The following is a 20577-nucleotide window of genomic DNA, read 5'->3' on the forward strand; positions in this document are numbered from 1 at the left end:
TATGGGCAAGTAATCGTTAAAAAGTTAGGATCCGAAGACTGAATCTTTTTCTAATAACGTGTTATAATTTGGGTAAATTTCTAAAAAGTGTTAGGGGTGTAAGCTTGCTAGAAGGTGCTCTATTAGATTTCTTGAAAAACCAAATAAAAGCGATTCCAAGTGGACCAACTAGTTTGATTAGAAATGAAGAATCAGTTGGATTTTATGTCCAAACAAACGTATCGAGAGAAAAAGGCGGAGCGAAGGAAGCTAGTCAGTTAATCAAATATGATTCTGTACTACGAGAGATCTCCAAACTATTAGATAGAAAGATAGTACACAAAGATGAAATTGATGACAAAGAAAAGGCAAGTTACATACTATCAATCCTAACGAATCTCCCATTTGCTACGGGGAGCACAGAACATGGACAAGCTTCCGTGCAGATTATTAAGTACAAGACTGATCAGTTGCCAGAAATGAACTTAAGTGGGACAATGCAATTTTTGGACGAAATTATTGCAGGAACTTATCACCCAAAAAAGATATCTACAACTATCCAAGAAGAGGGAATGAGACGTACAAAACTAAGAGCACGACAAGGTTTACGACTTCTGGGATTTTTAGATGATCAGTTTGAAAAAAAAGATTCACTAATCAACGAATATCAAGCCACAAATAATAAAACGGATTTCTTAAAACAACGGGTTCTAACAAGCCCCTACTTGTCTATGATTTATAGCTTGCTAAAAGGGTTAAATACGTACTCTAAAAACGAAAAGATAAATGTTTTAAAAAGCTTAGGTATGAAAATTGTCCAAAATTCTAGAGGGGACAACCTAATGCTTGAGTCGGTTGCAGATTATCGTACAAGGAATATATTAACGTGGTTAAAAGGTGTTAAGTTAGTGGATGAGGAGTTGAATCCGAGTATGACAGAAGAAATAAGACCTTTGCTCCAACAGGTTATGAATGAATATTTAATGGCAAAACGTGAACCGATTGCAGGTCATATGATGGGATCCCTCGTTCGAAACTCTCTCGTATCTGCATTTGGGCGTTTGAATTTTATTCCAAATGATAGATACGAGATTAAGGGTTCTGTCGGGCAAGGTAATTGGGCTGCTGTACCTTGGTTGGCCATAATGAATAAAGATATAACAACCTCTACACAGAGGGGGTATTATATTGTTTATTTATTTAGTGAAGATATGGAGCGACTATATTTAACATTGGCCCAAGGAGTTACAGAGTCTTCTAGGGATGAAATGGCCATGATTAATGAAGAAATTCGTAGCAATCTGAAGATAGATCCAGATATCTCAACAGATACTGAGATTGAACTTGGTAGTAGTACATTAGCAAAGAAATATGAGTTATCAGCAGCTGCATACATTCTATATGAGAAGGAACTACCATCAGAGGAAACTTTACAGCATGACCTAGAAAGAATGATCAATCACTACGAGCAATACATAGCTTTCAATCAAGGAAAAATAGAATTAACAGAAGAGGAAGAAACAAACAAATCCTTATCGTTAAAAGATACAGTTGATCATGTCTACCGTTATATTAAAGGAAAGGGATTTTATTTCGAAAAAACAGAGATAATTAACCTTATCTTGTCCTTAAAAACAAAGCCATTTGTGATTCTATCGGGGATTTCCGGAACTGGAAAAACAAAAATCGTACAATGGCTTGCGGAAGCCATTGGTGCAACGGAGGATAACAATCAATTTACGCTCATTCCAGTGCGTCCAGATTGGAATGATGGATCTGACTTATTAGGTTATACCGATATAAAAGGGGACTTCAAAGAAGGGCCATTAACGAAAGTGGTAATCCGAGCACTTAGAAATCCGACTAAGCCCTATATTGTGTTACTCGATGAAATGAATTTAGCTCGTGTGGAATATTACTTTAGTGATATTTTAAGTGTGATGGAGAGTCGCGCATGGAAGAATGGAGATATTACAACATCTAACCTATTAACGGAAGAAGCAGCAGGCCTAAATTTACAACTTCCGTCAAATGTATATATAGTTGGAACGGTAAATATGGATGAAACAACCCATCCATTCAGTAAAAAGGTGTTAGATCGAGCGAATACTATAGAATTTAATCGTGTGCAGCTTGGGCATTTAGACTTTTTATATGAAGAAGTACAGGAGAAAGATCCAGTGAAGTTAAACCAAGAAGTTCTAGAAGCTAACTATCTACATTTGAAGGATGTTTTCGCTGAGTACCCAGATCTTGTCAGAAGTGTAACAGAAGAATTAGTAAATATTAATGAAGTTTTGCAACTGATTCATGGTCAAGTTGGATATCGGGTGAGAGACGAGATTTGTATGTACCTTACCTATAACCAGCAGGAAGCATTGATGGATTTTAACCAAGCATTTGATCATTGTCTTTTACAGAAAATCCTACCAAGAATCGCTGGAAGTGATAGTAGGGTTAGTGAAGTCTTGAATAGCCTGATTGAAATCTGCGCATTTGAAATTCCTGAAGATGCTGATTCAACAGTAGATTTAACTTATGCAAAATATCCAAGTAGTACGGAAAAATTATTAGAAATGAGGAGGAGGCTAGTAGATGGCTTCACTTCATTCTGGATCAGTTAAAACTGATGTGGAATTACTTTATATTGAAACGGATGATATGACGGTAGTAATTAAGGGAAAGCCTTATCATGAAAAATTTGAGGGACTGGCGCAATATAGAAATCTTGATCTTCATGATTCAATGAGACTAATGGTTCATGGAGAATGTGTCCAATCTGTTCAAGTATTTGATATAAATAATAATCAGTTACAAGAAAAGTATAGCCATAGACCGATTTTTTTTGAAAATGGTGTGTACCAATTAATTGTTTCACCAAAAGGAACGAAAGATTTATCCTTTTACCATGAACATCAAGGGCTAAGAAATGCAGTGGATAAAGTAACCATAGGAGATAGCTACGTTTTAATGGGGAATTTGCAATTTCGAAATGAAGTAGGACTTTCTACATTTGAGATTAGGTGTGCCGATAACAAGTTATTAACCGTAACAATGGAAGTGTTTCCAACAAAATTAGATTATCGAAAAGATTATCAAAAGCTGTTAGAAGAAGTGAACGATGAGATCTATAATCTAGCTTACCATTTCATTAAGAAAACCTATCTTGGTGCAAAGGCTAAGCTAGAAGGAACCCCTTCCAGGAGTGAGTTTCTTCGATTGATAGAGTCTCATTTTGATAAACTTTTTCAAGCTATTCATCAAATTGAAAGGCAGCCAAATCATAAGCTTACGACTACTCATACTAGAGTAAGAGGTGATCAGTTAGGTAGGCAGGATCAAAAAGCTCGTCATTATTTAAAGAAGAGGCCTCACCTTTTTGTAGAAGTCAAAGATGGTATATCCATAGATAACAAAAGTATCATGCCTACAAGTGGTCTAAATATAAAGAAGGAATTAACGTACGATACCCACGAAAATCGATTTATTAAATGGATGATGAATCGTTTAATAGAGAAGCTTGAAGACTTAATAGAAACATTACAAAAAAGCCGATATGATTCTACACCTGATGAGGAAATAATTAATTGTCTAAGTCAGATGAAGCTGAAACTGAAAGGAAAGATAAATAATCAATCTTGGCGCAACATTGGGAAGCTAGATCGCTCTGTAATGAGTTTAGTTCTACAAATGGCATCTGGATATAGAGAAGCTTTCCAGATATATCTGCTAGTTTCACGAGGTTTAGCTTTACAAGGAAACATCTATAAAATGTCGGTTAAGGATGTCGCAACGTTATACGAATATTGGACATACCTTAAACTAGGACAAATCCTAGGAAAAAAATATGAGATGGTTGATCAAGATATTATTAAAGTGAATCGGGAAGGCTTGTTTGTCAATTTGCAGCCCAATGCTACGGCTAAACGTGTTTATCGTCATCCACAAACAAAAGAAAAGATTACACTCATCTATCAAAAAAGGGAACGGAAACTACCAACCATTACACAAGTTCCAGATACGATGTTGAGCATTGAGAAAAAGGGAAAAGACTATGAATATCAATATGTCTTTGATGCTAAATACCGCATCGACTTTGCTTTAGCTGGTACAACTTATGGCCGGAATTACCACGGAATACCAGGTCCAATGGAAGAAGATATTAACACAATGCATCGATACCGTGATTCCATTGTTGTGAACGAAAAAGGCCCTTTTGAACGAAAAGCCTTTGGCGCGTATGTATTATTTCCATGGGATAATGAGGAGATATATCAAGAACACAAACTATATAAAAGCATCGAGGAAGTAAACATTGGTGGTTTACCATTTCTACCAAATGCAACGAGTATAGTAGAGCAATTTGTAGAGCGATTAATTGATAAAAGTCCGGAGGAAATTCAACAAGAAGGAATACTACCAAGGGGAACGTTAAGTGAATGGGAATCTACTATTGAAGAAAAAGTGATTGTTGTTAAGGTATCAGATGCAACGGAATATAAATCTGCTTTGCATGACCGCAACTTTAAAATGTCAGCGAATTGTCTAAGCAAAAACTGGCAAGAAGCAAAGTATATTGCGTTATATACAACAAGAGAAGTTGTTGAAGATAATGGTGTTAATTACTACGCTAAGATAAAAGAAGTTCGGATTGTGGAAGATGAAGTTTGGTATGATGTTGATAAGTGGAAGGTTCTCTCGGATAATATTAAACCAGTTGGTTATGGGATTTCAAACTATATAATAACTAGGTTAAATAATTTGTTGGAAGCAAGGGAACTACCTGAACTGTTCATGAAGTCAAACGACGAACGAACTCTATGTAGGATACTGGCGAGGTTTTCTGATAGGGTGAGATATGTGCTTGATGATTATAGTCTAGATGTTGCCAAGAGTGTGGAAAGTTTTAGTATAAAAAATATGAAACTATTTTTGAAAAAAGATTATTTTATGGTGGAGGATCGAATTGGGAAGGAGTATAGGTTTCCTTTAACGACTTTAAGAGATAGTCCGTCTAAAGTGTTCAACAAATTAGCTGGATTAATGGAAGATAGATAATTTCATTATAATGTAAAGTTAATTTACTTCCAGGTGTACTATACAATATTTTTACTAGGGTTATAGGCCAACTACAGCTTCGTAGTTGGCCCATAATTAGACTGAAAATGTGGGGACTATTTGACGCTTACCTCTAACTGTTCTCCTTAATTTTCTTTTCTACTCACCTTGACATCGCCCGGTGGGAGGTCATGGAGGCTAGGGAAAGGAGGGAACGCATGATCCTACTTAATAAGCACACCATTTAATCTCTTCTTGACCATCATATATACTTAAATTATTATCCAGAGGCTCCATCCCAGCAATTCTGCTGGTGAATAACATACCATTAACTTCTATCTCATCTGCCAAATAGCTACCTCGTTTATCCTGAAGAAGCTTTGTATAATCAGTTAACTCACGCAAACCGGTTATTGCATAATCCACGCGACTCGTGTATTTTACCTCACCAATTATTACTTTTACTAACTTATTTGTCTGGACGTCATATACTTCTACAAGGATATCGGGTCTTCCTCTCCAATAAGTGCTCATATCAAAAGACTTTTGGAAGAACATGTGGGCATATACATATGCTTCTTCCATAGAACGCAGTCGCCGAGAAATAAATGGATGCTCAAGGCCGCTTACTTCATCCGTTTTTATAGAGAACTGGACTTCATCCGATCCACCTGAATCATGATAAAGTTTATAATAAAACCTTTCATCATGCCATTCTGCTACTTGATTATTCCTGCCATCCATTAATTCGAGCTTCGCATTATTAGTATTTTGTTCCAGCAATTTTACTACCCAGTAAAGTTCAAACAAGACATCCTCTTCCTGTGGTCGGACAAAGGTTTCTTTTAAAAGTGTCCGGATTTCTTCTTCAACCATCTCTCCAGCCATAATTTTCCGATATTGCTGTAAAATAGTTGCAGCTTCCCGATACAATGGATTGCGATGTTTTATTGTATCAAGTATCATTCTTTCCGTTACATGTGTCGAATGTTTCTTTACACGGGAAAGATAAATATTTTTATGAAGCATCTTACTAATCGTTTTTTTCAGTTCGGTCCATTCTTTAAACCAGGCATATTTTTCGAAGTAATCACTATTGATTTCCAAGAAGAGAATGAAATATAATGTTTGAATGGTTTCCAGTAATACGAGATTTTCCTTAATCCCATATTCTCTACCCCGTTCATTTACAGAGAACATTGTTTTATCCTGATAATTTATTTTTAGACGCTCAGTGATTGTTTTCTCCCAATGAATTTGTCCTCTAATTTGCCCACGGTAGCTGTCTTGGTTTACTGTCGTTGATGTCTTAAACCTCCGAATCAGTTTTGGCAGGTCTTTCACAAAGGATTTTACTTCTTTCTGCAATAAGAAATGTATCTTCAATAACTGTTCCATCCGCGAGACAGGTAAATCCGTTTTATTGATGAAAGAATTCAGCTGAATTTGTCCTGACTTCAAATAGACAACTAAAAAATCACTAATCTCCTCAAGTAATTCTTCTGGATTTCTTTTCATCTGTTACACCTTCACATGGAAAAAGTCCTGGCAAAATTGCAAGAGACGTTTCTTTTCAACAAAGGGTGATTGACTAATGCGATCGACAAATTCAATAATATCTTTATCTAATATACCTTCAAATTGTGGAAGGACATATAATATCATAGCTGATGTAAAATCTCCGTTACTTATCGTGTGATTTGCTATATCTTCCACAATTGCAGGTCCAATTGGACGGTAATAATTAATGTTTTCCCAAATAAATGCTAGATCTCCTGTATGTGGATAGTCTGCAATGTTCCATATATCGAGATAAAAATCAATCAATGATTCGTCAATTTGTCTCGGAACACCCACAGGTATAAAGGCAAACCTTCGCATAAAAGCGTAGCTCATTTCGTAAAGAGAGGCCTTATCCAATGTGTTCATCGTGCCAATCATCCTCCAGTCACGAGGGATGATATATTCATAGTCGTTCGCCTTAATATTTTCATCATGTTGAGGCTTTAACTCAATTGTTCTTTTGCTTTCAGACTTGAAATTAAGCGTTACCTTATCTCCAGTCAAAGCAGAAAATAGTGAACCGAATGCCTTATCAATATCAGCCCTGTTGATTTCGTCGATGACCAACCATTTATTTATTGCCTGATTGGAATTCGGATTCTTGAAGCAATCGAGGAAAATCCCTGGCTGGAACGATAAAGTACCATCACTGTTTGGCTTATAGCCGCCAATCGTTTCATATGTCGACCAATCGGAAGTAGCTGTCGCCATTTTATAGTAAGGTTGGTAAGAAAGACATATCTCTTTAGCCAGCTTCGATTTCCCAGTTCCAGGAGGTCCTGTCAAAATAATATGCTTGCCGTTTTTGAGTGCTGTTTCCACTTGACGGATTAGTTGGTCCTTTTCTTCAAAATAGAGTGTAGCCACATCCACTTCTTGATCAAAATCAATTGTGGGGATTTTGTTTTTAGTTACTTGGATTTCTGTTGGTTCTAAAGAAAGAATGGTCTTGAATTCCTCTTCTGTTAGTTCAAACAAGCTGCCTTGAGCGCCGTTCCTAATTGGTGCGCTATTCTGCAATTCTTCCACTTCTGAAATGACTTCCCAACTAATAGGCTCAACTTCTTCCTTATAGCGAAATGTAACAGCTTCAACTAATTCTGGATAACCTTCTTTATCAACTAAGTGCAACCCCTCGGTTACTTCCCCTTGTGCAATGATTTCCTTCCTTGGTGTTGATTCATAAAATAATACTTTATCTCCTGGATTCGCGCTTTCAAAAGCCGAAAAAATTCTCCGTTTATTTCCCTTTTCATTGTAAGCTGTAAAATTAATAGACCCGCCATCTTTTATGTTTTCTACAGTCCAGATTGCCGGTTTGCAAGTTAGCCAGAAATATTTCATAACTTCTTCCGTTTCTTTTAGAATATCAATTTGCTCCTTCTTAAGCCCTTCTGAAAATAGTTTTGTCCTTTTCTCTTCATTAAAGATAGCTGCTTCTAATTGTTCATTATTGTGCACTCTATACTGCGTGCGTTGATGGTTTTTAAACTTTTCTTTAATAAAATCAATCGTGTCAGCGTACACATGTTGTAATTTCTCGCTTGCTTTAAATTCTTCCACAAGAAGTGTGATAAGTGCAATCGAAGGTTCACTTTCTTTAGTTGTAAACATTTCTTTGTTGAGTGGGAGATCATCAATCTCAGCATTTATCATCGCAAGCCTGATTTCTGTTTGGCCATTTGCGCCTTGTCGAAAACCAACAATTAACCAATTCCCATAATCGATATGGAATTTCCGGCCTCCAGGATAAGTCGCAGCCATACGCAAGTCGTTTGGAGCTGTGATCCCTAGCTTATTTAATGTTTGCTTGATGAAATTAAACGCCCAGTCGGCTTCTTCTAATGAAGAAAAAACTTCTATAACACGCTCGGATGATGAGGGAGATACTCCTTCTTCATCTTGCAGCTGATTCTCCTCGAGAAACTTTGGTACAAGCTCATCAAATTTTTTTTCCATCTGTTCATAGCTAAACTCCTCAGCATGCCTTAAATTCGTTAAATACTCTTCTCCACGATTGGGGTTCTCAGTTCCATATACGATTCCATAGTCAATATGCTTCTCCTTGACTCCCAAGAAGAGTTGAGCAGCTGTTCGATGTGTTTCATGTTCTACCGGGTAAACCGCTAACCAACTTTCGGTCGTTCCAAAATTGTTATTCCAATTAAAATCTTTAATCACCTGATCTTCTTTCAATTTAATTCCTTTTAATGCATCTAATTGTTGAATCGACTGGTGTATATCGCGTAAACATATATTTACTTTCTCTTCAAACGAATCATAATAAAGTGGGAAAAGGATCGAGAAATTGTTCCAGGAATGTAATATCTTCCTTTCATATTGTTGGCTGATCTCCTCTTTTATCCTTTCCATTTCCTGAACTGTCATAGAACCGTGTTTCAGTAGTTGATCTAAAATTCTATAGCGGATTTCCCTCACTTTCTCTGAATTCTCGTAAGACTTTCGTTTTTTCTCTAGGTCTTTTCTGTCTAGCAGACTAATTTTATTGATAAATAGCTGGCTGTCTTCTTCAAACCTCGCTAGTTCATTCGACATATCATAGATAAAATCAACAGCACTTTCTGTTTTAACTTCGTCCCTTTGACTGAGGCAGTAGAAGAAATCTTGCACATCCAGCATGTTGATAGTATAACCTCTGTCTAATAAATAATCTTTAACCGTTAAGCAGATATCATAGAAATCTTGATAGTTTTCACTTATGGAGCGAAGCTTTGTTTTTATTCCAAAAAGCTTTTTAACATTATTAAAAATAGATTCTTTATAGAGAGGAAAGTTCTGATAATCATAGGCAGCAAGTAAATAACCAAACAATGGAGCACCTAAACGGATATCAGGCTTAATCGTTTTTGCCCTACTTAGAAAGGTTTCAATCCTTACCTGTAAAGGAACTTCATGATTTCTATAGAAATCACTTAATGATGTAGCCACTTCACTCGGTTGTTCACTTGTGAAATGGTACAAGTCACTTGTATTACTCCAATGTACAAAGCTTCCCGAACTGGGGTTACTGTCTTTAATTTTTTTTATAAGGTCTACAATATTATCATTTGTTATCTCTGCGTTTTGAAAATAAGAATTTAATTGAGACAGTATTTCCTTTTTATATGCTTCATCATATGCAGGTTTTTGCTTGAATTTCTGATAACGCCGAAATGCGAAATCAATGTAACCATCTTTGGTTAACTGTCTTTTTATATAGGCATGTTCCAATTTTTATCACCTCTTAAAGATAATTAAATTTGGGTAACTTTAGTAATAGCGTAAAAAAATAGTTATAACACCTGTTTCAGTATCAACTATCACTTCTATTACTTCTATTACCCCATTTATCACTTTATAAAAGGTTGTTTTTTCTAGAATAACTAGAATGACAAATAATCCCGGATTCGATCAGCGAAAGGCCCTATAGTAAAGGAGCATCCCAAATGTGGAATGCTCCTCTTTTAAACTTCCCAGGATACGGGGCCAGCCCGTAAAATGTGCACATGATCAAAAAACCTCCCTATACCCAGAAGGAGAATCCCCCGTAATATTCTTAAACACCCTCCCAAAATAAGAAGGATCTTTATATCCAACAATCCAAGCAATTTCATCAACAGGCAGGCTTTCTGTTTTCAATAAATGCTTCGCTTGATTAATTCGAAGGTCTTGTTGATATTCCGTAATCGTCATCCCGGTTTCTTTTTTAAATCTCCTTGATAAATTTCCTGGGTGTGTGTGAAAATATGCAGCTAATTCTGTTTTATCAATTTGCTGATCATAATAGCTCATCAAATGCTCGATAACCTGTTGTATCATCAGGGAATAATTTTTTAGTGAGTTTGACTTCACTAAGTCACAGTATTCTCGGATCATATCATCCTGAATCCGGCGTAATACTGCGATATTATTGCCATTTTCAATTTCAAATGAAAACCTTTCAGAGATGCGGTGGATTAATATCGCCGGAACATTACTGTTTCTGGCGGCTGTGCGCAATAATGTATTTAAAACGATTGTTAAATTTTTTTGTCGGCGGAGGGGCTGATTGGGAAATCGCTTGGAAAAATAGAATAGTGTATTATCCGAACTGATCAGTTTCAAAGCTTCTTCTTTATCCCCATTTTCAACTGCATGCATAAAATCCTTTTCAATCCTGTACCTCCATTTCACTAGATGTGCCTCGTCATCCACGTCTGTATTCCTGTCTATATTTCCTTTATTTTCACTGGAGTAAATCACCAAGGGGCTTGTTTCTGCTTCCCTCATAGCATCAAACTGCTGGAGAACAGCTTCATAGCTGCTTATTTGTTCAGCAGTGACAACGTTTACCTTTTCGAGAACACTTCGTAATTCAGAGCTTTGCTGCATGGTGAGATTGTATTGCAGTACTAAACTGTATATATTCGGAATTTCTTCTAAATAGGGGCCAATAATGATAGCATAGGGTTTTTTCTCTTCCAAAAAGGAATAACCTAAATAGGATAATCCCCAAGGATTAATATAGGTATAGACTTGAATTGCCTTTTTCATTTTACGGCAAAACTCCAGGACATCCATTTGCTTAGCACCCGGCATGTAGTCAGGTATGGAGACCTTTTCGTTGTGATAGACGAAATCTCCATTGTTATCTACTACATATGTATTTAATTGCGTAAGATGTGAAATTTTTATTGCGGTAGAAACGATTTTTGAGTACACCATTATTTTTCCTCTCTCATGAAAAATGTTTCAAATGTGTGATTTTTATCCGGTTAACGTTAATTTTATCCTATTGGGAAACAAAAAAACAATTTAAAATAGAGTTACATTCAAAATACAAATTTAATTCATGATAATTGTATTTAATAGAAAATATTATTCTTTTTAATTTGTAAGCGCATTACTTGAGTTGCGAATTAGCATAGAAGAAATTCTTGCATTTCCATTCAAGTAAGCAAGAAGGGGGCATTACAATGAGTCAGAATGATATCGAAAAAAAAGAATCGAAGTTATCTAAAGTTCTTGACGTGATCTCTGGAAGCTTTGCGCCAATTATTGGTGTACTTGCAGGTGCAGGTCTGTTAAAAGCAGCCTTATCCGTCTTTAGTCAGCTTGGCTGGCTTTCAAATGAAAGCGGTACCTATATCGTTTTATCTGCAGCCGGGAATTCTATATTTTATTTCCTGCCTGTCTTTCTTGGTATTACAATTGCACTTAAGCTTGGCGGGAATGGCTATGTCGGCGGAGCCATTGGTGCGGCTCTTTTAACTCCCGAAATAATTAACCTTGTCGACGGTAGCGTTGAATCAATCAGCTTTTTAGGTCTACCCGTAAACTTGGCAGACTATTCTTCAACCGTATTTCCGATTTTTATTGCAATGTTTGTTTATGCAGGATTAGAGAAGTTTTTGAAAAAAATTATTTATAAAGATATCCAAATGTTTATCAACCCGCTTATATCCTTGGTTATCCTAGTGCCATTAACAATGCTTCTGTTTGGCCCTTTTGGTAATTTAGTTGGAGAAGGCCTGGGCAGCATAATATCTTTTCTAAGTGATAGAAGTGGATTGCTGGCAGGAGCGCTTCTCGGCGGTGCGTGGACATTCCTTACCATTGCAGGATTGCACTGGACAATCATTCCACTAGCGATTGCCAACCTGGCGAATGGTCCTGATCCAATCATCGGTATGGCAGCACCGGCTGTATTTGCTCAAATTGCGGTCGCCATAGCCATCTTTATTAAAACGAAAGACAATGAACTGAAGACCCTTGCCGCAAGCGGGATTCTGCCAGGTTCACTTGCAGGTACGACAGAAGCGATTTACTACGGAATTCTTCTGCGCTACAGGAAAACAATCATTTATGTGGTTATTGCCGGCGCAGTTGGAGGAGCGATTAATGGAGCATTTGGTGTCGTGATGAATGATTTTGTTCTTCCAAGTGTACTGTCCATGCCTGCCTTCTCACCCATCAGTCAGCATTTAGTCGGAACTGGAGCAGCCTTTGTGTTAGGATTGATCTTTACATTTGCACTGGGCTATCAAGGGAAAAATGATGATACATCTCATCTGAAGGTGATCAAACCAGAAACAATTTCCAGTCCATTAACAGGGAATGTCATTCCTTTAGCAGAAGTAAATGAGCCGCTTTTCGCTACGAATACTGTCGGGAAAGGAGCTGCCATCAAGCCTATAGAAGGGAAAGTTTACGCTCCTGTGGATGGTGAAGTAACAACCTTATTCCCTACACAGCATGCGATTGGCATCACTTCGAACAATGGTGCAGAAATTTTAATTTACGTCGGTATTGATACCGTGAAGCTGAATGGGCAATATTTCAACGTTCATGTGAACCAAGGGGATCAGGTGAAAAAAGGTAATCTATTGTTAGAATTTGATATAAAAAACATTGAAAAAGCTGGATATGATATCACGACACCTGTCGTCATTACAAATACAGAGGAATATACCAATATCGATGTTACAACAGAAGCTTCCGTATCATCAGAAAACAGTCTCATGAAGCTGGAACTTTAACATGTTTTTGATGGGGCTTCTAGGAACAGCTGGAACATGACAGTAGGTATTCGAATCAGAATATAAATAGAGAGAGGAAGAACCCACATGGCACACAAACAACTAGAACTGGAAGTAAGAAACAAACAGCTTATTGAAGAAGATGGTTTCACATTCAAGGATTTAAATAACAATGGAAATCTTGACCCTTACGAGGATTGGCGATTAAGTCCGGAAGAACGGGCAAGAAATCTAGTTTCCTTAATGAATATCGATGAAAAAATTGGGATGATGCTGATTAACACGCGCAGGATGGGTCTTTATCAAGAGGATAAGAGTAAAACAAGCCATAACGGTGTGTTAGATGAAGCGATTGTGGAAAAGGGAGAAAGTATCTTTGCTACCAGCAAAGTATATGGAACGACCCATACAATAGAGAATAGACATTTACGCCATTTCATTTTACGCGATAATTTCAGTCCGGGAGAAACAGCGGAATGGATTAATACAATGAATGAAGTAGCAGAGGGAACACGATTAGGTATTCCAGTCATCGTTGCTTCCAATTCAAGAAATGAAAATGGGGAATCTATCTTTGGCATGAATGATGCAATTGGTATCTTTTCCACATGGCCAGGCACATTGGGACTTGCAGCAGCAGCGATGGGCGATATTAAAAAGGGCGGGGATGCCTCGATCATCAGTGAATTTTCCAAAATTGCCCAAACGGAATGGAATGCAACCGGTTTAAGAAAAGGGTATATGTATATGGCGGATGTTGTCACAGATCCGAGATGGCAGCGAACGTATGGTACATTCGGTGAGGATCCAGAATTTATTGCAGACGCAATTGGCCGGATTATTGAAGCATTTCAAGGGAAAACGTTAGGTAAAAACAGCATAGCGATGACAACAAAGCATTTCCCTGGTGGAGGACCAAGGGAAAATGGCTTTGACCCGCATTATAAAGAAGGAAAATGGAATCTTTATCCTACTCCAGGAAGTTTAGAAAAATATCATCTGCCACCGTTTCGAGCAGCTGTCGAACATGGAACGTCTTCCATCATGCCTTATTACTCGATCCCAAGCATCAAGAAGAGTGTGGTTCAGGAATTTGAAGGCGAAGATATTCCTTTCGAAGAGGTTGGGTTTGCATTTAATCAATATTTCATTGAATATATGCTTCGCAAAAAGCTTGGCTTCAAAGGCTATATTAACAGTGACAGCGGTATCGTTAACAATATGAGCTGGGGCGTTGAAAGTCTAAGTATTGCCGAGCGTTTTGCGAAAGCTGTGAATGCAGGAACAGATATCATTGCAGATACAAATGATATTGAAAACCTGAAAAAAGCAGTAGATCAAGGCTGGATCAGTGAAAAGCGGATCAATGAAGCAAATGAAAGACTGTTTACCGAAATGTTTGCGTTAGGTCTGTTTGATGACCGTACGTACAATTCACCAGAAAATGCGGATGAAGTAGTCAATACTCCGGCACATTGGGATGCAGCCTATGAAGCACATAAAAAATCAGTTACCGTTTTGAAAAATTCAAAAGAAACGTTGCCATTAACTGCGGACAAACTGGAAGGTAAAAAAGTGTATATGAAAGCTTATCATAAGGACACAGAACATGCAGCGACGTATACGGAGCAGGCATTGGCGGATGCGAAGGAATTAGGTCAATTTGAGTTAACCGATGCGTATGAAGAAGCGGATATCGCAATCTTGTTCCTGCAGCCGAAATCGGGCACTTATTTTAATGCAACACCAGGATTGCTGGAACTCGGTTTATGTGAAAATAAATCCTTAAAAGCGTTGGACGGTGCTCCATATGAAGAAACTACTTTAAGCGAAATCGAGCATTTAAATAAAGTGGCAGAGAACATCCGCAGCCGCGGCGGAAAAGTCATTATCAGTGTAAATGTGATCTTGCCATGGATTCTTGGAAATGTAGAACCATTGGCAGATGCCCTGGTTGCCGGGTACGATACATTCTTCAAAGCACAGCTTGAAATTATGGCTGGAAACGAACAGCCAACAGGTGTCTTACCGTTGACATTACCAGCAAGTGAAGAAGTGATTGCCGTCGATGAAGAAGGTAATTGTGCATCAAGGAATGACGTTCCTGGCTATGACAAAGATAAATATATGCCAGAGGGAATCAGCTATGCGTATAAAGACAGCGACGAAAATGTTTATAGGCTAGGACATGGTTTACAGTATAATGGATGAGGTGAATGAGGGGATTTAACTGGTATCAGTCCTCTACCTGAAGATAATGTTTCCATTAAATACAGCAAGAGTAATCGTCATCACTTACCTGAGACGATTACTCTTTTTTGCTGCTTTTAAATTTAAATATTAACTATCTTAAGCTAATGCTTTTTCAACTTCATCCTTTAATTGCTGAGCATCTATTTCAACAGGATATTGAAATTCCTTGTCGTTAATGAAAACAGTCGGTACCATTTTCACTTGACGTTTAATTGCTTCCGCTGTGATCTTTAAGCTTAAGTCAATCGTATTAGGCTCTTCTTTTAATCCGTACTGTTCCGTTAACATTTTTTTAATGGAGTCGCTGTCAGACTCACTCCATTGGCTTTGGTTCTCGAATAGTTCCTTCATTATCTCATAAATACGTTGTGGATCATTATAGTCAAAAAATAGATTTACTAACGTACCATATAACAGCATTTCCCGTGGCTTGTCATAATGTTTAATGACATATTGCACTTGGCCATTTTCAATATAAGGTGCTAAACTTTGATCTGCTGCTTCGAAAAATGTTGCACAGTAAGGGCATGCCAGGTTTAAAAATACTTCAACTTTTACAGGTGCTTCTAGATTACCATAGCTTAGAAATGCGTTTTCAACGAACTTTGTCATGTGGATTCCCCCAATATTATTTTAAGTTACTTGGAATAAGCGCTTCATCAATGTTAACGGCTTCTTCAATACTGATTTCAGATTCAAGCAGTTCTGCTGCAAAGAATGTATCTGCTAATTGCTGCTGACTAGTAATAATTTCTTCATCGATCTTTTCGACGCCGAATGTACGACGATCATTTGCTTGTTGAAGTGGAGCAGTGTCCAGACCTAATTCAGTGGCTAAGATTTCGGCAACTTCTGTTTTATTTTCATTGGCCCATTGATCAGCATTTTGCAACTCTTCCAAGATTATTTTTACAACTTCTGGTTTGTTGGATAAAAATTCTTCAGTTCCAAAATAGAATGTACGGTTTTCAGTTAAACCTGTACCATTCAGAATTGTACGTGTTTCAACTGTGTTCTCTACGATTGCCAAGTATGGATCCCATGTGCCGTAGACATCAAACTCGTCTTTCGTAAACGCTGCTAAACCTTCTGCAGCATCCTTATAAAACTTAATATCTACTTCATCTAAGGAAATACCCGCTTCTTCTAATGCTACTAATAATAAATAGTGTTGGTTACCACCTCTCGTTACCCCAATTTTTTTTCCTTTAAAATCCTCTACGGTTTCAATATCTGAGTCTGCTTTGGTAACCAATGCCACACCCTCCGGATAGGGTGCTTCAGAAGCGAGGTAGTTTAACTGGTGACCGCCAGATTGCATGAATACTGCGTTACCATCTGATGCATGGCCAAAATCAATATTATTCGTGTTTAGTGCCTCTAACAATACGGTTCCAGTAGTAAATACCTTCCATTCAATCGTATAGCCAGCTTCATTTAATGCTTCATCTAAATTACCATGCTCCTTTAAAATATTGATGGTATTACCCTTTTGATAGCCAATCGTAATGACTTCATTTTCACTATTACCGCTATTTGTTGCGTCTGCGTTTGAATCACCACCACTGCTGCAGGCAGCTAATACAAATAGCGCTATTACTAAAAGTAATATTGTCTTTTTCATGCTTATCCCCCTAAAATTTGATTGAGTATTTTTTTCTCATAGCAGGTAAATTTTTCATTGCGTTCGCGAGGTCTTGGTAAATCAATTTCTTGATCTAATTGGATAACCCCTTTGTCAATGACGATGACACGATCGGCTAGATGTACTGCTTCTGTTACGTCGTGGGTAACAAGAAGGGAAGTGAATTGCTGCTGCTCCCATAGTCCTTCTATTAATTTCTGCATTTCCATACGCGTCAGTGCATCAAGTGCACCGAGCGGTTCGTCAAATAATAAAATATCAGGATTGCTTGCTAATGCACGAGCAAGAGCAATACGTTGTTTTTGTCCGCCTGATAATTGATCAGGCCAATCACTTTGCTTATCAATCAGTCCTACTTTTTCAAGTGATTCTTTTGCTGCCGTTTGATTAACCGATCCAAGAGCAATATTATTTAAATTATTTTTCCACGGAAGGAGGCGATCATCTTGAAACATAATACGAATTTTCGGCTTCTTGTTTTCCCCGCTTGTAAACAATAATGTCCCTTTTGTGACCTCTTCTAATTTGGCGATAATGCGTAAGAGTGTACTTTTTCCACAGCCACTGCGCCCAACAATAGCGGTAAAACTTCCTTGTTCAATCGATAAGTCGATGCCATGCAATACTTCATTATCGCCATAGCTTTTACTTACATCTTTCAGTTCAATATTAAACATCACATCACCTCAATCTGATTCCAATTGCTACTATTTGTTGAAGGCAGCGTTCCATTTTAATAATCGTTGTTCAAACAACTTGGCAATAACATCCGATAACTTACCTAAGATGGCGTAAAGCACAATCGTTAGAACTACAATATCCATTTGCATAAATTCACGGGCACTCGTTGCCATAAAGCCGATCCCTGAATCTGCGCCAATTGTTTCTGCAACAATTAATGACATCCACATAACTCCAAGCGCATAGCGAATACCGACTAAAATCGAAGGTAAGGAGCCCGGAAGGATAATGTTCGTAAATAAATTCCATTTTGATAACCCATAAACAGAACCCATCTCAATTAACCTGCGATCAACATTTTTAATACCATTAAATGTATTTATGTAAATTGGAAACATTACTCCTACTGCAACTAAAAATACTTTTGCGCTTTCGCCAATTCCGAACCATAAAATGACGAGAGGAATTAACGCCAAATGGGGAATTGTACGAACCATTTGAATGGTCGTATCGGTCAGTTTTTCGGAAAATAAAATAGTACCGTTAAAAAGTCCGAGAACAAAGCCAATTATTCCTCCGATGAAAAAACCGATTAGAGCGCGTTGTGTACTAATAAAAACGTGTTCCTGCAATTCCCCCGTGTTAAATAATCGAATTGCTGCTTGTACCACTTCCAGCGGAGTAGGCAGCAGTGTGGAAGTAATAATTTGGTATTGACCGAGGACTTGCCAAAGCACAATAAAAACGATCGGCAGCACCCACGGGAAGAGCTGATTGTTATACCAGCCTGTAGTCCTTTTCAATTTCTCACCCACTTCAAAAAACTCTAAATTTACATTTTGTTTAAATTATAATAATTCCTACCTGTTTTGTAAAGATTATATTACTGTTATTTCAGAATATTTCCCTTAAGAACTTTTTAAAAAAGAGATATTATTACTTTTTTACTGATTAGAAAATGCTTTTCTATACATATTTAATTAGCTTACAGCACAATAAAGTAGCTTTTACTCCAAAGACATTTAAAAATTTTTACAAAAGATTTATAATTATGGATAAGGAGAAGTTTTTTAGTTTGATTTCATTATTTTGTTTTGGCAAATAAGAAAGTATAAAACCTTCTTATTTGCATAAGTGCAACTATGGCAATCGCTCAGGAGGCTTGCACTCCAAAGTATAAGGGTTTCTAAGAAAGCGAAGTTCGCCTTCTAAGAATCTCTTTAAAGAATGCCAAGTTTTCTAAAAATTCAGGGGATAGGAAGGATAACATGAGTAACAACTATACACAAACAGACGTTATCTTAATTGGCGCCGGAATAATGAGTGCTACATTAGGATCACTATTGAAAGAAGTAACGCCCGAATGGGAAATCAGAGTTTTTGAGAAGCTTTCAAAGGCTGGAGAGGAAAGCTCAAATGAGTGGAATAATGCGGGGACAGGACATTCTGCGCTATGCGAACTTAACTATACTGTTGAAAAACCAGACGGATCGTTAGATATTAGTAAAGCTATAAAAATTAATGAACAGTTTCAGCTTTCCAGACAGTTCTGGTCATACTTGGTTGATTCCAAGCTAATCGGTAACCCAGAAGACTTTATTAAAGCGCTGCCACATATGAGTTTAGTGCAAGGGGAAAGCAATGTGGATTTCCTGAAAAAACGCTTTAACATGCTGTCAGCTAATCCATTATTCCAGGGGATGGAATTTTCCGATGATGTGGAGCAGTTAAAAGAATGGATGCCACTTATCATGAATGGCCGTACATCAGATGAACCAATCGCTGCAACCAAGATTGATTCTGGGACAGATGTGAACTTCGGTGCTTTAACACGCGTCTTGTTTGAACACTTAGAGAGCGTAAATGTTGATGTGAACTATCAGCACAATGTAAAAGATATTAAACGTAATAATGAGGGATTATGGGAAGTAAAAGTCTATGATCAGGAGAATGGAAAAATCGAATACCATACCGCGAAGTTTGTCTTTATTGGTGGTGGAGGAGGAAGTCTGCCTTTATTGCAAAAAACAGGTATTCCAGAATCAAAGCACATTGGCGGCTTCCCTGTAAGCGGACTATTTATGGTATGTAATAATCCGGAAGTGATTGAACAGCATCATGCTAAAGTTTACGGAAAAGCTAAAGTAGGTGCTCCACCGATGTCTGTTCCACATCTGGATACACGTTTTATCGAAGGAAAAAAATCATTGCTGTTTGGACCTTTTGCAGGCTTTACACCAAAGTTTTTAAAAACTGGTTCATTGCTTGATCTGATAACTTCGGTGAAATCTGATAATCTCTTAACATTGTTGTCAGCAGGTGTTAAAGAATTACCGTTAACAAAATACCTCATGCAGCAAGTTGTTTTGTCTAATGAGAAGCGGATGGAAGAGTTGCGGGAGTTTATTCCAAATGCACAAAGCAAAGATTGGGATATTGTCATAGCAGGTCAGCGTGTGCAAGTAATTGAAGATACAGAAGATGGCGGTAAAGGAACACTTAAGTTTGGTACAGAAGTGGTGTGTGGAGCAGATGGGTCTGTAGCAGCGCTTCTAGGTGCATCTCCAGGGGCTTCGACAGCCGTTCATGTGATGCTCAACGTAATGGAAAGGTGCTTCCCTGAACAAATGAAAGAATGGGAGCCGAAAATTAAAGAAATGGTTCCATCTTATGGAATAGCGCTTTCTGAAAATCCAGCACTTTACAGAGAAATTGAAGCAACCATCCAGGAAACACTTGGATTAAGCGAAATAAAATCTGTTTTGGCTCATGCCTAAGGATGTAATCTTTCATTACGGAACTTAGAAACCTTTGATTTATCGATAGAAATTAATGACGAAGACCCCAAAAATGAGGTTGAATTTTTGGGGTCATTTAAAT

At 37.6% G+C, this 20577-nt stretch carries 12 protein-coding genes; 5 read left to right on the forward strand and 7 right to left on the reverse strand.

Going from position 1 to position 20577, the window contains the following annotated elements; all coding sequences use genetic code 11:
- The first annotated feature begins 104 nt into the window (after positions 1-104).
- Both NSQ77_RS11080 and NSQ77_RS11085 read left to right on the forward strand, forming a co-directional pair.
- Positions 105-2603, forward strand: a complete 2499-nt coding sequence (locus tag NSQ77_RS11080) for a DUF3578 domain-containing protein (protein ID WP_339226031.1) — start codon at positions 105-107, stop codon at positions 2601-2603.
- The gene (locus NSQ77_RS11085) at positions 2575-5037 is read left to right on the forward strand and encodes a restriction endonuclease-like protein (protein ID WP_339226032.1); all 2463 of its coding nucleotides are present in this window, start codon (positions 2575-2577) and stop codon (positions 5035-5037) included. The genes NSQ77_RS11080 and NSQ77_RS11085 overlap by 29 nt, the downstream gene beginning before the upstream one ends.
- Positions 5038-5265: 228 nt before the next feature.
- Here the strand turns inward: NSQ77_RS11085 and NSQ77_RS11090 are convergent, their stop codons facing one another.
- From NSQ77_RS11090 to NSQ77_RS11100, 3 genes are all read right to left on the reverse strand, one after another.
- Positions 5266-6555 (reverse strand): hypothetical protein, encoded by a 1290-nt coding sequence (locus tag NSQ77_RS11090; RefSeq protein WP_339226033.1) that lies wholly within the window; start codon positions 6553-6555, stop codon positions 5266-5268.
- Between the two features lie 3 nt (positions 6556-6558).
- Positions 6559-9831 (reverse strand): AAA family ATPase, encoded by a 3273-nt coding sequence (locus tag NSQ77_RS11095; protein WP_339226035.1) that lies wholly within the window; start codon positions 9829-9831, stop codon positions 6559-6561.
- Positions 9832-10110: 279 nt separating this feature from the next.
- Positions 10111-11304 (reverse strand): AraC family transcriptional regulator, encoded by a 1194-nt coding sequence (locus NSQ77_RS11100; RefSeq protein ID WP_339226036.1) that lies wholly within the window; start codon positions 11302-11304, stop codon positions 10111-10113.
- Positions 11305-11555: 251 nt separating this feature from the next.
- On the opposite strand from NSQ77_RS11100, the gene NSQ77_RS11105 reads away from it, so the two are divergent.
- Entirely contained in the window at positions 11556-13118 is a 1563-nt protein-coding gene (locus NSQ77_RS11105; RefSeq protein WP_339226037.1) for a glucose PTS transporter subunit IIA, read from the forward strand.
- 87 nt (positions 13119-13205) lie between these two features.
- Positions 13206-15329: a glycoside hydrolase family 3 N-terminal domain-containing protein gene (locus NSQ77_RS11110; protein WP_339226039.1), complete on the forward strand. Its 2124-nt coding sequence runs from the start codon at positions 13206-13208 to the stop codon at positions 15327-15329.
- Positions 15330-15467: 138 nt separating this feature from the next.
- Here the strand turns inward: NSQ77_RS11110 and NSQ77_RS11115 are convergent, their stop codons facing one another.
- Genes NSQ77_RS11115 through NSQ77_RS11130 form a run of 4 tightly spaced genes read right to left on the reverse strand, consistent with a single transcriptional unit; the run spans position 15468 to position 18500 of the window.
- The gene (locus NSQ77_RS11115) at positions 15468-15983 is read right to left on the reverse strand and encodes a thioredoxin domain-containing protein (RefSeq protein ID WP_339226040.1); all 516 of its coding nucleotides are present in this window, start codon (positions 15981-15983) and stop codon (positions 15468-15470) included.
- Between the two features lie 16 nt (positions 15984-15999).
- Positions 16000-16995: an aliphatic sulfonate ABC transporter substrate-binding protein gene (locus NSQ77_RS11120; protein WP_339226041.1), complete on the reverse strand. Its 996-nt coding sequence runs from the start codon at positions 16993-16995 to the stop codon at positions 16000-16002.
- A 2-nt stretch (positions 16996-16997) separates the two neighbouring features.
- Positions 16998-17693 (reverse strand): ATP-binding cassette domain-containing protein, encoded by a 696-nt coding sequence (locus NSQ77_RS11125; protein ID WP_339226042.1) that lies wholly within the window; start codon positions 17691-17693, stop codon positions 16998-17000.
- A 30-nt stretch (positions 17694-17723) separates the two neighbouring features.
- Positions 17724-18500 carry an ABC transporter permease subunit gene (locus tag NSQ77_RS11130; RefSeq protein ID WP_339226043.1) on the reverse strand — a complete coding sequence of 259 codons (777 nt, stop codon included), beginning with the start codon at positions 18498-18500 and terminating at the stop codon, positions 17724-17726.
- 465 nt (positions 18501-18965) lie between these two features.
- On the opposite strand from NSQ77_RS11130, the gene mqo reads away from it, so the two are divergent.
- Positions 18966-20474, forward strand: coding sequence for a malate dehydrogenase (quinone) (gene mqo / locus NSQ77_RS11135; protein ID WP_339226044.1), 1509 nt, complete (start codon positions 18966-18968; stop codon positions 20472-20474).
- The last annotated feature ends 103 nt before the right edge of the window (positions 20475-20577 follow it).

Origin of the sequence: Oceanobacillus sp. FSL K6-2867 (genome assembly GCF_037963145.1) — a bacterium.
Lineage (GTDB): Bacteria > Bacillota > Bacilli > Bacillales > Amphibacillaceae > Oceanobacillus.

Excerpts from the sequence above, each read along its gene's own strand:
- NSQ77_RS11105 (WP_339226037.1), top strand. The coding sequence starts at position 11,556 with ATGAGTCAGAATGATATCGAAAAAAAAGAATCGAAGTTATCTAAAGTT.
- NSQ77_RS11100 (WP_339226036.1), bottom strand. The coding sequence starts at position 11,304 with ATGGTGTACTCAAAAATCGTTTCTACCGCAATAAAAATTTCACATCTT.
- NSQ77_RS11120 (WP_339226041.1), bottom strand. The coding sequence starts at position 16,995 with ATGAAAAAGACAATATTACTTTTAGTAATAGCGCTATTTGTATTAGCT.
- NSQ77_RS11125 (WP_339226042.1), bottom strand. The coding sequence starts at position 17,693 with ATGTTTAATATTGAACTGAAAGATGTAAGTAAAAGCTATGGCGATAAT.
- NSQ77_RS11115 (WP_339226040.1), bottom strand. The coding sequence starts at position 15,983 with ATGACAAAGTTCGTTGAAAACGCATTTCTAAGCTATGGTAATCTAGAA.
- NSQ77_RS11110 (WP_339226039.1), top strand. The coding sequence starts at position 13,206 with ATGGCACACAAACAACTAGAACTGGAAGTAAGAAACAAACAGCTTATT.
- NSQ77_RS11090 (WP_339226033.1), bottom strand. The coding sequence starts at position 6,555 with ATGAAAAGAAATCCAGAAGAATTACTTGAGGAGATTAGTGATTTTTTA.
- NSQ77_RS11085 (WP_339226032.1), top strand. The coding sequence starts at position 2,575 with ATGGCTTCACTTCATTCTGGATCAGTTAAAACTGATGTGGAATTACTT.
- mqo (WP_339226044.1), top strand. The coding sequence starts at position 18,966 with ATGAGTAACAACTATACACAAACAGACGTTATCTTAATTGGCGCCGGA.